The sequence below is a fragment of the Streptomyces sp. PA03-5A genome (genome assembly GCF_033792725.1).
GTDB lineage: Bacteria > Actinomycetota > Actinomycetes > Streptomycetales > Streptomycetaceae > Actinacidiphila.
The window spans coordinates 141,373-153,912 of record NZ_JARAVL010000002.1; the positions used below are offsets into that span (position 1 = coordinate 141,373).

Here is a 12,540-nt window from a genome sequence, read left to right on the forward strand (position 1 = left end):
CGGGACTGCGGGGCTGCGTGCGGCCGGCGGATCAGGAGTTGGCGATCAGCGCCGCCGTCGGCAGCAACGTGCCCAGGACGCTGAGCAGCCAGTAGGTGCGTGCGGACAGCGCCGTCCGGACGGCGAGGGGCCGGTTGGCCACCCACCAGAGCACGGCGTAGAGGAGCACGACGGGCCCGAAGAGCAGCAGCCCGGGCAGGATGCCGTCGTTCTCCGTCGGCTCCCGCACGGTCAGACCCAGGTCGGCGAGCGGCCAGTTCGCGGCGAGGTACCAGAGCATCCACATCGGCACCACTCCCGGGATCCCCAGCAGCAGATTCACGCCCAGGGCGGTGTACCACCGTCTGGTCATCCCCGTCGCCCCTCCCCGTGATCGTCCGTGGAGACGGTACAACGAAGGCGGGCGGAGCCGACCGCCGCAGCCGCAACGGACTTCCCGCGCGGAGCGGCGGTCGGGCCTCCCGTACCCGCTGCCGGCCGGGCGTCAGCCGATCTCCACCGCCATCCCCTTGACGTTGGTGGCGTCCAACGCCTTCCGGATCCCCTTGGCGAGCTTGACCGCGTCACCGACGGCCCAGAAGTGGACGAAGAAGAGCCGCGGTTCGTCCGTCAGCCCGTGGTTGTGCAGCTCCACGAGTTGGCACCCGGCACGCCTGAGGGCCGCCAGGACGTCCTGGACCTCGCTGGCGATCATGGCGCAGTCGCCGCTGACCGCGGCGCGGCCGTTGCCCAGCGGCTGGTAGTTGATCGCACTGGTGGATCCGAGGCCCGGCGGCAGGACCATACCGGCGTCGGTGATGGTCTCCCGGCGCACGAAGGTGTTCTTGTAGACCCCGTCGTCGATGCCGCCCTTGATGCCCATCACCTTGTCGATGGTGGCGACGTCCATGTCGAGCTTGCGCGGCACGGTGTGGTCCGGCCGCCCCGGCGGCGGGGCGCCGGTCCGGTCGAGCGCCGCACGCAGTCCCGTGGCGATGGCCACGGGGTCCTTGCCGTGCGCGTGGACGTGGACCCACCAGATCTCCGGGTCCTGCGAGAGCAGGTGCTTGTGGATCGCCGTCTGCTCGATCTTGCGCTCGTGCAGCACGTCGGCGAACGACTGCATCTCCTTCTCGGTGACCACCACGTCGCCCATCAGCAGCGTGTTCCCGTCGGCGTAGCGGACGAAGGACACGTGCGAGCCCAGGGCGAGCCCCGGTTTGACGGTGACGCCCTGCGAGACCACCTTGAGGTCCCGGCGCGGCAGACCCGTGTGGTACATGAACTCGCGCCTGATGTCGCCCGTCCGCCCGAGCGCGACGGACACGTCCTTCCAGTCCGTCAGAGCGGTGCGCACGGGCATGACCGACGGGTGGTTGTGCTGTTTCGACGTTCCGGTTGGCGCGCACGCGGAGATCGCCCCGCCCAGCATCGGCGCCAGAGTGGCCGCGGCGAGCAGATGCCGCCGTGACGCACCCGCCTGCGGGTGGGTGTCCTGCTGTCGGTCCTCACGCATCATGTGTGCCTCCTGACGGGATGGAAGCACGACGAGCCACGGACAGACCCCAGCACCGCCAGCACTGCGGCCAGGTGGGTGAAGCGCCCGTCGGCAAACGGGTGAGCAGGCCCGCCGACGGAGCCCGTACGCCCGCCCCGGCCACGCCTGGCGGCCCCCCAACTGCGCCACGACGCTCCGCATGCTCGGCCGGCCGGCGCAGTACAGCGGGCCCGGGCCAGCGAACCCTGCCACGGACCGTTACCGAGGGAAGCCGTGCCGTGTGCACGACGTGGCCCCCCTCCGGCCCGTTCTGGGACCCTCCGACCATGCCGAGGCACCGCTTCACCGAGGTCCCCGCCGACGCCTTGGCCCTCATCGAGGAGCACACCGGGCCCGTGCTGGAAGCCGAGTCGGTCCCGACGGGCCTCAATTCGGAAGTCGCGGCCCGTATCCATACGGCGACGGGCGCCGTCTTCGTCAAGGGACTGAGGCTCGGGCATCCACGGGCCTGGACGCAGGAACGCGAAGCGGCCATCGCCCCGCACGTCACGCCGCTGGCTCCGGCCCTCCTCTGGCACACCCGGTGGGCGGGCTGGGACCTCCTCGGCTTCGAGGACCTCGACGGTCCCCACGCCGACTACGCCCCCGGCTCAGCCCACCTGGCTCTCGTCGCCGATGCGATGCGCACCCTCGCGGCCCTGCCGCTGCCCGACCTGCCGCTCAGGACCATGCCGGACCGCTTGCGGGCCCACGCCGGCGACGACGCCGGGCTGTTCACCGGGGACCGGCTGCTCCACACCGACTGGAACCCGCACCACGTCCTCATCGCCGGACGGGCCCGGCTCGTCGACTGGGCCTGGGCCGCCCGAGGCGCCGGGTGGATCGACCCCGCCCTGTGGGCCATCTGGCTCATCGCCTCTGGCCACTCTCCCGAGCAGGCCGAGCAGTTGTCGGCCGAGCACCCCGCGTTCCCCGCCGCCCCGGCACCCGGGCGCGACGCGTTCGCGCGAGCGCAGCACCGGCTCTGGGACGAGATCGCCGGCGACTCCCCGAACGAGTGGACGGCCACGATGCAGACCGCGGCCGCGGCGTGGCACCGGCACCGATGCGGCTGACCGAGCCGCGGTTGCCGTGCGCAGTGCCCAGGAACCGATGTGAACCCCCGCCGCCAGCAGCCGCGTTGATGTGACCGCGGCATGTCCCGGCCACCTCGCCGGCGGCATGAGGGTCCGTTCCTCCACCCGCCGCACGGGTCGGGCGGATCGGTCACCTGCCATGCCCGACTTCGCGGCACGCCGTCAGCAACCCCGATCAGCGCGGCCCTCGGCATTGGTGCGTTCACTGTCCGTCCTTCACCGGGCTGTCGCCCCGGGTTGCGGCGATCCGCGCGCGCCGGCAACATCGGCTGGACGGTCTCCGGCCAGGTCGGCGACTTCACCGGCCCGGCCGGAAGCACCATCGACGGGAGCAGCCTGACCTGGGCCCCCGCGATCGCCGACCGTGGCAATGTCCCGTCCATCACGCCGGGCGCCCCGGTCGTACCCGGCGACGGCAACGGGCTCAAGGAGTCCCGGACACTGGCCACCGGCATCGGCCCCGGCACCGCTGATGCCGGGGCCGGGCTCGACTTCGACGCACCGACCTCCACGCCCCCCGGCACGTACACGGCGGTCCTGACGCTGACCGTCATCTGATCCCCATGCGCACGAGAGCTGACGGCCGCCGGTGCGGTTCTCACCGCACGCCCACCGGGCATGCTCCGGGCGGTCGTCAGCCGGTGTCGGGCGTTGGCAGGTAGGGGGAGCCCCGGCCGTTCCAGTAGCTGATGGGCGAAGGTGTCCAAGCGGCCGCGTCTGCTGTTCGGGCAGCCGGCGAAGGTACACCGATGAGTTCCGCCGGCCAGGCCGGTCTCTCAGTACGTACGCCATCGAGCCCCCGACTGGAGACCCACCATGACGAATCCCGCACACCCCGGCCGCATGCTGTTCGTGAACCTCCCCGTAGCGGACCTCGAACTCAGCAAGGCGTTCTTCGCCAAGCTCGGGTTCGGCTTCAACCCGCAGTTCACCGACGAGTCCGCAGCCTGCATGCTGGTCGGCGAGCAGGCCTTCGTCATGCTGCTCAGCCGCGGGAAGTTCGCGGAGTTCGCGAAACTGCCGATGGCCGACCCCACCACGCACACGCTGGCGTTGTACTGCTTCAGCGTGTCGTCCCGCGATGAGGTCGACACGGTCAGCGCCGCCGCCCTCGCGGCGGGCGGCTCCGAGGCGGATGCCGCCGAGGACCACGGCTTCATGTACTCACGCAGCTTCTTCGACCTCGACGGCCATGGCTGGCAGGTCATGTGGATGGACCCGGCAGCGGCGGAGCAGGGTCCCGAGGCGTTCGCGGACTCCACCACCCAGGACGCCGCCACACCGGCCTGACCTGTGGATTTCCCGCCGCCCGCTCCGGCACGACAGTGGCACGGCATCCGCGCTGGTGACCCTCTCGATGCGATCCATGGGCGGGACGTCCGTTGCGGTCTGCTCGACTGATCTCGTACTGCGGGAAATCCTTACCCCCACGAGATAGGGCCGGGAACGCTGACTTCTGCTGCAGCAACCGCTTCCGCGAGCGTGTGGAGGCGCCGGAGCGCGGGCATCCGTACCGCGGGCGCAGAACAGGCCCGCCTCCGAGTCGTAGTCGAAACGCCCTTCGAGCGCCGGCGCCTCGGTACTGACGAGCCACCGAGCCACACCTTCCCAGAAGTACCCGTTGGGCTCATGACCGAGCTCATCGACTACGCCGCCTACAGTCGCGGCTCCGGCGTCGAGCAAGAGCGAGTACTCACCAGGGGCAGGCTCAAACAGCCTCATCGGATCCAGGGGCGGAGCCTGACAGGTGTCCGCGCTCCACTGCAAAAAGTCGGGCGCCAGCTTCAGGGCGCGGGAGTGTCACGGCTGCGTCTCACTCCGCGAATAGAAACCGCGCTCTGAGCTTGGGAATCACCGGGCCGTCACGGAGGGGGTTGACGCTGACCAGCGCAAACGGCCTCTGGTGATTAATCGCGAGGCGTCGCGCTTGACTGCTCTTGACCGCTGGGATCCGCTCTTTCTGGCACGGATGTGGCACGGGCTTCCATCCGCTCTGACGGGTCGCGTCACCGACCCCGCACCCGACAACACTGTCACTCGAATGGCCCAACATGACGTGCCACCCATATGGGTGAAGATCAAGCTGGCTAGTGCCCCAACCGAGGCAATCTGTGAAAGGCGAACCAAATGCGCATTCGACGAATCCTCGCCACAGTCTTCGCCACGGCAGCCCTCGCCGGACTCGGCCTCACAGGCGCCGCCACCGCCACCGCCGGCAGCGTCACCCCGGCCAGCGTAACCCCGGCCAGCGTCACCCCGGGTGAGTGCACGGACGGCGGCGGAACGATCGATCGGTCGACGCCCGTGCTCCCGACCTGCAGGGGCGGTATGTACGACGGGCAGACGGTCGACTAAACCCCACCAGGGCCCGTTGTGAAAGTGGATCGGCGCCCCGCAGCCACGCGTTGCGGGGCGCTCCCTCGCGAGCGTTCCCCCTCGGCTGACGGCTCAACGTACCTGGAGGCGTGACGATCGCACACGGGCCCGATGAGGTCGGCGGGAGCGGCTTTGGGCTGGAGTTGCCGTGGGGCGAGAGATCGGGGCCCGTACGCTGGTCGCGAAGCGGGCAGTCTCTGGACCTGCCCGCAATAGCCCGATGTGGGCCCCGATCTTCGAGGCTCGCCCCATGGTGGCTGCCCAAAGCCGTGGAGCCGACCGGGCCCAGCCACCGGCGGCTACCGTCCACCGCTCGGGTGTGCTCGCTACAGCCGCGCGGCCGGCGTAGCCGGGCCCGGAGCGGGGCGGAGACAAGAGCGTCGGGCCCGGCGGCGAGCCGGGGCCGCGCGCGGCGAGCGGAGCGAGCCGCCTTGATGAAGTAGGGAAAGTCTTACCGCGCTGCGTAGCCGTTGCTCGTGTCTTGCCTGGCTTGCGGGGATCACATGACCACTTTGGCGTTGAGGCATAGTTGGTCACGGTGCCCGCGACAGCGCTGTCGGTGGGCTGCGGCACACTGTGGGCATGAGCACCCCTTCGACTGCCGGAGGTGCCGACCTGTCTCCCCCCTCTCCAGTCTGGGTTGAGTCGTTGGGCGGCCCCTTGATTGTCGTTCCCGTCTCTGCGCTGCCTGCGTGGCGCGGCGCCACCGAGACCGGCGTACTTACTGGAGACGCGACCGCTCCAGACGACTACGACCGGGCATGTGCCGTGGACGACCTCGCAGGCGTGATCACCATTGGTGAGAACGGCACGCAGGCATTGGTACTGGCGGACGAGCCAGCTATGAGCTGCTATTTGCTCGAGCATCGGGCCTTCCTACGCTGGCTCGCCGCCGACTCTGCAGCCACATTGAAGGCCGCAGCGGAGACTGTCCTTCGAGACCCCGACACCCCGTGGGAAGAATGTGGCACGTGGGTGTCGGACGGCCCGGCCGTGCTCTTTGACTCCGCCGCGGCTGGCGCCGAGCTGAACGTGGAATATCCCGGTGGTGGCATGCCCGCGCAGGCGCCGGTCCTGCTGCCCGCCGGCCGCTGGAGGGTCCGCGCCGTTCACACCGAGGCGGACGAGGACAACTGGGTCGGCTTGGTACAGCTTCTTCCCGCGGATGGCTAAACAGGTGGTCGAGATTGGTCCTGGTCGCCAAGGGCAGTGGCGGCGTTGACGTGGGTCTCCGCGGTGTAAGCCCGTGCAGGACCAAAGGAGGATGAGAAGGGTTGCAGGAACCGTGCATGCGGTTCGGTCCACCTTGATCAACCCGTGAGGGTTGCGGGACTGTCGACTCCTCGCGGTGCTCAGCTACCGTGCGGTCCATGCCTTTTGCGCTGGACACGCCCCAGGGAACGGCCGAGTTGGCCGAGTCGTTGTTGCCGCCGCTTGGGGACCGATGGCTGCATACGCAGGCCGTTGCAGCGCGTGCCCGTGAAGTGTCTGCGGCGGTGCCGGCGGATGAGCGTGATCTCCTCGTGGCTGCCGCCTGGCTCCATGACATTGGCTACGCCCCGGGGCTGCGAGACACCGGCTTTCACCCGATCGATGGCGCACGGCGCCTCGAAGCTCTGGGCGCCCCCGATCGGCTCGTGCGCCTGGTCGCCCATCACTCGGGCGCCGTCTATGAAGCGGAGCAGCGCGGGTTGTCGGCGGAGCTGGCCGTGTCATTTGGCGGGTCAGGCCACCGGGACAGCGCCACCCCCATCGTCACAGTCATCTGGTGATGTCAGCCACGACCAAGCCAGCGCCTACAAGATGCGGGCACACCCCCTGTAGCTCGCGCCGGCAGGCTTTCGGGACCGCTGCGGCGGGTTGGTGAGAGCTGCCGTCGTTCGCCCCCGTTGCCTCAGCGCTGCCGTCGCTGCCGTCGCTCGACCGAATGACTCACGTGCACGCTTTCCAAGTCTGCGTATGCCATCACAGGTCGGTACGGGATCATTCCCCTCTGTTCACGTTGGCTCGTTCGTGCAGGTTCCGGCCGGAGGCGGGACTCGTCTGGACGGGGCTGAACGCATGGGAATGAGACCACGACTGAGATCAGCTCCCCGGTCGAACGCCGCTGGGTATCAGGCTGGGCTGCTCCTGGCCGTCGCGGCGCTATCTGCGCCCATAAGACGTCCACGATGACGCTGCGTGAAGCGCAACAGAAACATTGCTGAGCTCATGAGAGAAGTCCCGGGAAGCGGTCACGTTCAGCGCATTCCGGCTGGCAGAGCACCGTGGCGGCCCAAAGGATGTGCATTGACGGACGGCTGGGCTCTTATTGCTGCTCAGCCGTCGCAATTCATCATGACGGCTCCCAAGAGCCGACCGGCCTGGAGAAACAATGTCCCTCATCTCCCCTGCGCTCATATCCAGCGGCGTCTTCGCAGACTTACGCCGTAGCGCACGGCACCAATGGCTCACCCGGTTGAGCGTCATCCTGGCAGCCCTTTCCCTCGCCCTCCTGCCGACCGCTGCTCCTCACGCCTTCGCAGCAACACAGAAAGACTTGCCCCACAATCGCTTGAACCCCGCGGGCGGATCTGAGGTGCCCGCTGTGCAAGGGCGTGTGGCCGCGCCGTTGAGCGCGGCGTTCTCCACGGTGACGATCCCGGCGGGCACGAGCCCGATCCCGGTGGCGGTGGCGCCGAACGGCAACGTCTACGTCGGCAACGCCAATTCGAGCAATGTGACGGTGATCAGCAGCACCACGAACACCGTCCTGGCCACCGTCCCCGTCGGCTCGAGCCCGGCCATGGTGGCGGTGGCGGCGAACGGCAACGTCTACGTCACCAACCAAAGCTCGAACAACGTAACAGTGATCGACAGCACCAATAACACGGTCCTGGCCACTGTCCCCACCGGCGGGGGCCCGTTCGCGTTGGCGGTGGCGCCCAACGGCAGGGTCTACGTCGCCAACTCGACGTCGAACAACGTGACGGTGATCGACAGTACCAATAACACGGTCCTGGCCACCGTACCCGTCGGCGCGGTCCCGGACGCGGTGGCGGTGGCGCCGAACGGCAACGTCTACGTCGCCAACCGAAACGCGGGCACCGTGACGGTGATCGACAGCGCCACGAACACCGTCCTGACCACCCTCCCCTCCGGCGGGTTCCCTGGCGCGGCGGCGGTGGCGGCGAACGGCAACGTCTACATCGCCAACCAGACCTCGAACAACGTGACGGTGATCAGCAGCGCCACGAACACCGTCCTGGCCACCGTCCCCGCCGGCACGGTCCCGGGGGTGGTCGCGGTGGCGCCGAACGGCAACGTCTACGTCACCAACACCGTCTCGAACAACGTGACGGTGATCGACAGTGCCACGAACACCGTCCTGGCCACCGTCCCCGCCGGCGGGGGCCCGTTCGGGATAGCGGTGGCGCCGACCGGCAAGGTCTACGTCGGCAACTCAAATTCGAACAACGTGACCGTGATCGACAGTGCCACGAACGCGGTTCTGGCCACCGTCCCCGCCGGCGCGTTCCCGTTCTACGTGGCGGCGGCGCAGAACAGCAACGTCTACGTCACCAACGCCAATTCGGCGAACGTGACGGCGATTTCGCCATTGACGGTGACGACCTCACCCACGTCGCCGAAGTGCGAGCAATCGGTGACGTTCAGCATTTCCGGGGGCACTCCGAGCGGGACAGCGGTGGTGGACTTCGGGGACGGCAGCTCCACGGTCACCGTCGCCCTGGACGCCACCGGGAGCGGGCAGACCAGCCACACGTACGCCGCCGGTACGTTCACCGCGACCGTGAACGGCAACCCCACCTCCGTCACCGTGGCGAGCGGATCCGGCCGGCCGTGCTGTCGCGGTGGGTCCCACGCGGGCGATGGCGCGCGGCCTTCGCAGTCACCCCTACCGCACTGCTGCGCCGGCATGGGCAACTTGCCGCACGCAGATGGACCTTCGCCCAGCACCGTCGCCCCGGCCGCCCATCCGTCACCCCGGCCGTCAAGCGGCTCATCCTGCCCTTGGCCCGCGAAAACAGCAGCTGGGGCCACCGCCGAACACAAGGCGAACTCGCCTGCCTCGGCTACCCGATCGCCCCATCCACAGGCTGGGAAATCCTTCATGCCGCCTGAATCGACCCTGCCCCGCAACGCTCCGGCCCGACCTGGCGCCAGTTCCTCACCCACCAGGCCCACGGCATCATCGCCGCCGGTTTCCTGCACCTCGACACCGTCTCACTCAAGCGCCTGTACACCCTGATCTCCATCGAGCACGGCACCCGGCGCGTCCACCTCGCCGGCATCACCGCGCTGCTGACCGCGGCCGGCGTCGCGCCCCGCGTGGTGATGGAGATCCTGGGCCACTCCCAGATCGCCGTCACGATGAACGTCTACACACACGTCGTGCAGGACACCCAGCGTGAGGCCGTGAGCCACATGGGCCGGCTGCTGCGGAGGCGTCCCGGCTGCGAGTGAGCGTGGCCGTTGATGTCAGATCTGGATGTCAAGGACCCCCAGCCATGACCGGCTGGGGGTCTTTTACTGGTGGGCGTGGACGGTTTCGAACCGCCGACATCTGCCTTGTAAGGGCAGCGCTCTACCGCTGAGCTACACGCCCGCTGGACACGCGAAAGCACACCTTACCCTGCCATACCCCGTGACCAGCAAACGCACGCTCGGGGTCAGGTGTAGGTCACACGGAGTTCCTTCACGCCGTTGAGCCAGGGGGAGCGGAGGCGGCGGGGGGCGCCGGCGAGGCGGATGGCGGGGAGGGTGTCGGCGATGGCGTTGAAGATGAGGTCGATCTCGAGGCGGGCGAGGCTGGCGCCGAGGCAGAAGTGGGGGCCGCCGCCGCCGAAGCCGAGGTGGGGGTTGGGGTCGCGGGTGACGTCGAAGGTGTCGGGGGCGGTGAAGACCTCGGGGTCGTGGTTGGCGGAGGCGTAGAAGATGCCGACGCGGTCGCCCTCGCGGATCTTGGCTCCGCCCAGCTCCGTGTCGTGGGCGGCGGTGCGCTGGAAGGAGGTGACCGGCGTGGCCCAGCGGACGATCTCGTCGGCGGCGGTGCGGGGGCGCTCGGCGCGGAAGAGGTCCCACTGGTCGGGGTGGGTGAGGAAGGCGTGCATGCCGTGGGTGATGGCGTTGCGCGTGGTCTCGTTGCCGGCGACGGCCAGGACGAGGACGAAGAAGCCGAACTCGTCGGTGGTGAGGTTGCCCTCGTCCTCGGCGGCGACGAGCTTGGTGACGATGTCGTGGGCGGGGCAGGCCTTGCGTTCGTCGGCCATGTTCATCGCGTAGGAGATGAGCTCGATGGAGGACTCGGTGCCGATCTCCTCGGTGATGGCGAGCTCGGGGTCGTCGTAGCCGATCATGTTGTTGGACCACTCGAAGATCTTGCCGCGGTCCTCCTGGGGGACGCCGATGAGTTCGGCGATGGCCTGGAGGGGCAGTTCGCAGGCGACGTCGGTGACGAAGTCGCCGCTGCCGTGGGCGGCGGCGCCGGCGACGATGCGTTCGGCGCGCCGGCGCAGGGCGTCCTCGAGGGCGCGGATGGCGCGGGGGGTGAAGCCGCGCTGGACGATCTGCCGCAGGCGGGTGTGCTCGGGCGGGTCCATGTTGAGGATGATCAGCTGCTGGGCGTCGATGCGGTCCCGCTGCATGTGCTCGTTGAAGCGGATGATCGCGGTGTTGGTGCGGGAGGAGAAGGTCTCGGGGGTGGTGGAGACCGTCTTGACGTCGGCGTGGCGGGTGACGGCCCAGTAGCCGTCGTCCCCGAAGCCCGCGATGCCGTGGGGCTGGGGGATCCAGGAGACGGGTGCGGTGCGCCGGAGGGCGGCGAACTCCGGGAGGGGTATGCGCTCCTGGTTGACGTCCGGGTCGGTGAAGTCGAAGCCGTCGGGGAGGGCGGGGCAGGAGGGGGGCGGCGGCGTGGCGGACATCGGCGGCTCCTGGTCCGGGTGGTCCGGCGTGGTCCGGGTCGTGGTCCGGGTCGTGATCCGGTTGGTCCGGATGTCTCCGTGGTGGTCTCCGGGGCTTCCCTGGGCGGCGGCCCGCGGACGTCCCCGCGCACCGCTTGCTGACGCTCCATCAGATGTGCCTGTGGACGGTAGCTCCGGCCCCTGCAAGTCGCAAGGCCCGTGACGGTGCGGATCGGCCGGCTTGGTGCACGACCCTTGCGCCCGCGTACCGCCGGTAATCAGACTGCTGGGCGGAACTAGAACGCGTACTAGTTCTGCCGTGGGCGCCGGGACGCCCCGCGGCCGAGGAGAGGACGAGGTACATGGCCGCTGAACCCGTCATCGTCGAAGCTGTACGCACCCCCATCGGCAAGCGCGGCGGCGCGCTCGCCAATCTGCACCCCGCCTACCTGCTCGGTGAGACGTACCGCGAACTGCTCGGCCGCACCGGCATCCAGCCCGACGCCGTGGAGCAGATCGTCGGCGGTACGGTCACTCACGCCGGGGAGCAGTCGATGAACCCGGCGCGCACCGCCTGGCTGGCCTGCGGGCTGCCGTACGAGACGGCCGCGACGACCGTGGACTGCCAGTGCGGTTCCTCGCAGCAGGCCAACCACATGGTCGCCAACATGATCGCGGCCGGGGTGATCGACATCGGCATCGGCTGCGGCGTCGAGGCCATGTCGCGGGTGCCGCTCGGCAGCGGCTCCAAGCACGGGCCCGGCAAGCCCTTCCCGGACGAGTGGAACGTGGACCTGCCCAACCAGTTCGAGGCGGCCGAGCGCATCGCGCGGCGCCGCGGGCTGACCCGGGAGCACGTCGACCGGCTCGGGCTGATCTCGCAGGAGCGGGCCGGGCGGGCCTGGGCCGAGGAGCGCTTCAAGCGGGAGACCTTCGCCGTGCAGGTGCCCACGACGGAGGAGGAGCAGCTCGCCGGCCAGGGCATGTGGCGGCTGGTCGACCGTGACGAGGGGCTGCGCGACACCAGCATGGAGGCGCTGGCCGAGCTGAAGGCGATCATGCCGACGGCTGTGCACACCGCGGGGAACTCCTCGCAGATCTCCGACGGCGCGGCGGCCGTGATGTGGGCGTCCAAGCGGATGGCGCGGGCGCTGAAGCTGCGCCCGCGGGCCCGGATCGTGGCGCAGGCGCTGGTCGGCGCTGACACGCACTACCACCTGGACGGACCGATCGATGCGACGCGCGCGGTCCTCGGCAAGGCCGGCATGACGCTGGACGACATCGACCTCGTCGAGATCAACGAGGCCTTCGCCTCGGTGGTGCTGTCCTGGGCCCAGGTCTTCGACCAGGACCTGGAGAAGGTCAACGTCAACGGTGGCGCGATCGCCCTCGGCCACCCCGTGGGCGCCACCGGGGCCCGTCTGATCGCCACCGCGCTGCACGAACTGGAGCGCGCGGACAAGGAGTTCGCGCTGATCGTGATGTGCGCGGGCGGGGCGCTCGCGACGGGCACGATCATCCAGCGGATCTGAGCCGGCGGGACGCGGGCAGCGCACCGGGGCCTTGCGCCGGGGCGCTGCGCCGGGCCAGGGACCGGGCCGACGGCAGCTGCGACGGGCGGCCGGCCGTGCCGGTGCGGCCGCACACC

Annotated in this window: 10 protein-coding genes, 1 tRNA gene and 2 pseudogenes; 8 read left to right on the top strand and 5 right to left on the bottom strand. The window is 69.5% G+C overall.

The features are described 5' to 3' along the window. Positions 1–31 precede the first annotated feature (31 nt). Both PV410_RS03215 and PV410_RS03220 read right to left on the bottom strand, forming a co-directional pair. Positions 32–352 carry a hypothetical protein gene (locus PV410_RS03215; RefSeq protein ID WP_500322162.1) on the bottom strand — a complete coding sequence of 107 codons (321 nt, stop codon included), beginning with the start codon at positions 350–352 and terminating at the stop codon, positions 32–34. Between the two features lie 132 nt (positions 353–484). Next, the gene (locus tag PV410_RS03220) at positions 485–1,498 is read right to left on the bottom strand and encodes a DUF1259 domain-containing protein (protein ID WP_500322163.1); all 1,014 of its coding nucleotides are present in this window, start codon (positions 1,496–1,498) and stop codon (positions 485–487) included. 305 nt (positions 1,499–1,803) lie between these two features. Between PV410_RS03220 and PV410_RS03225 the strand changes: the two genes are divergently transcribed. From PV410_RS03225 to PV410_RS03235, 3 genes are all read left to right on the top strand, one after another. Continuing rightward, on the top strand, positions 1,804–2,592 hold the full coding sequence (locus tag PV410_RS03225; protein WP_500322164.1) for an aminoglycoside phosphotransferase: 789 nt from the start codon (positions 1,804–1,806) through the stop codon (positions 2,590–2,592). Positions 2,593–2,850: 258 nt separating this feature from the next. Continuing rightward, a complete protein-coding gene (locus PV410_RS03230) occupies positions 2,851–3,171 on the top strand; it encodes a hypothetical protein (protein WP_500322165.1) in 321 nt (106 codons plus the stop codon). Between the two features lie 258 nt (positions 3,172–3,429). Then, positions 3,430–3,903 (top strand): VOC family protein, encoded by a 474-nt coding sequence (locus PV410_RS03235; protein ID WP_500322166.1) that lies wholly within the window; start codon positions 3,430–3,432, stop codon positions 3,901–3,903. 225 nt (positions 3,904–4,128) lie between these two features. On the opposite strand, the pseudogene PV410_RS03240 reads toward PV410_RS03235, so the two are convergent. Beyond that, positions 4,129–4,335, bottom strand: a pseudogene (locus PV410_RS03240) (Imm51 family immunity protein); the annotation flags it as partial. A gap of 1,236 nt (positions 4,336–5,571) precedes the next feature. On the opposite strand from PV410_RS03240, the gene PV410_RS03245 reads away from it, so the two are divergent. The 4 genes and pseudogenes from PV410_RS03245 to PV410_RS03260 form a co-directional block, all read left to right on the top strand. Continuing rightward, on the top strand, positions 5,572–6,162 hold the full coding sequence (locus PV410_RS03245; RefSeq protein ID WP_500322167.1) for an Imm21 family immunity protein: 591 nt from the start codon (positions 5,572–5,574) through the stop codon (positions 6,160–6,162). A 197-nt stretch (positions 6,163–6,359) separates the two neighbouring features. Next, on the top strand, positions 6,360–6,761 hold the full coding sequence (locus tag PV410_RS03250; protein ID WP_500322168.1) for an HD domain-containing protein: 402 nt from the start codon (positions 6,360–6,362) through the stop codon (positions 6,759–6,761). 815 nt (positions 6,762–7,576) lie between these two features. Next, entirely contained in the window at positions 7,577–9,238 is a 1,662-nt protein-coding gene (locus tag PV410_RS03255) for a beta-propeller fold lactonase family protein (protein ID WP_500322169.1), read from the top strand. Positions 9,239–9,282: 44 nt separating this feature from the next. After that, positions 9,283–9,453, top strand: a pseudogene (locus PV410_RS03260) (site-specific integrase); the annotation flags it as partial. Between the two features lie 67 nt (positions 9,454–9,520). On the opposite strand, the gene PV410_RS03265 reads toward PV410_RS03260, so the two are convergent. Both PV410_RS03265 and PV410_RS03270 read right to left on the bottom strand, forming a co-directional pair. Beyond that, positions 9,521–9,595, bottom strand: a tRNA-Val gene (locus tag PV410_RS03265). Positions 9,596–9,659: 64 nt separating this feature from the next. Next, complete coding sequence (locus PV410_RS03270; RefSeq protein WP_500322170.1) at positions 9,660–10,913, bottom strand: cytochrome P450; 1,254 nt, start codon at positions 10,911–10,913, stop codon at positions 9,660–9,662. 341 nt (positions 10,914–11,254) lie between these two features. Here PV410_RS03270 and PV410_RS03275 point away from each other — a divergent pair, with 341 nt between their 5' ends. Next, positions 11,255–12,424, top strand: a complete 1,170-nt coding sequence (locus tag PV410_RS03275) for a steroid 3-ketoacyl-CoA thiolase (RefSeq protein WP_500322171.1) — start codon at positions 11,255–11,257, stop codon at positions 12,422–12,424. The last annotated feature ends 116 nt before the right edge of the window (positions 12,425–12,540 follow it).

Bases quoted from the DNA above. Each gene is read 5' to 3' on its own strand.
- PV410_RS03215 (WP_500322162.1), bottom strand. From the start codon at position 352: ATGACCAGACGGTGGTACACCGCCCTGGGCGTGAATCTGCTGCTGGGG.
- PV410_RS03220 (WP_500322163.1), bottom strand. From the start codon at position 1,498: ATGATGCGTGAGGACCGACAGCAGGACACCCACCCGCAGGCGGGTGCG.
- PV410_RS03225 (WP_500322164.1), top strand. From the start codon at position 1,804: ATGCCGAGGCACCGCTTCACCGAGGTCCCCGCCGACGCCTTGGCCCTC.
- PV410_RS03235 (WP_500322166.1), top strand. From the start codon at position 3,430: ATGACGAATCCCGCACACCCCGGCCGCATGCTGTTCGTGAACCTCCCC.
- PV410_RS03245 (WP_500322167.1), top strand. From the start codon at position 5,572: ATGAGCACCCCTTCGACTGCCGGAGGTGCCGACCTGTCTCCCCCCTCT.
- PV410_RS03250 (WP_500322168.1), top strand. From the start codon at position 6,360: ATGCCTTTTGCGCTGGACACGCCCCAGGGAACGGCCGAGTTGGCCGAG.
- PV410_RS03270 (WP_500322170.1), bottom strand. From the start codon at position 10,913: ATGTCCGCCACGCCGCCGCCCCCCTCCTGCCCCGCCCTCCCCGACGGC.
- PV410_RS03275 (WP_500322171.1), top strand. From the start codon at position 11,255: ATGGCCGCTGAACCCGTCATCGTCGAAGCTGTACGCACCCCCATCGGC.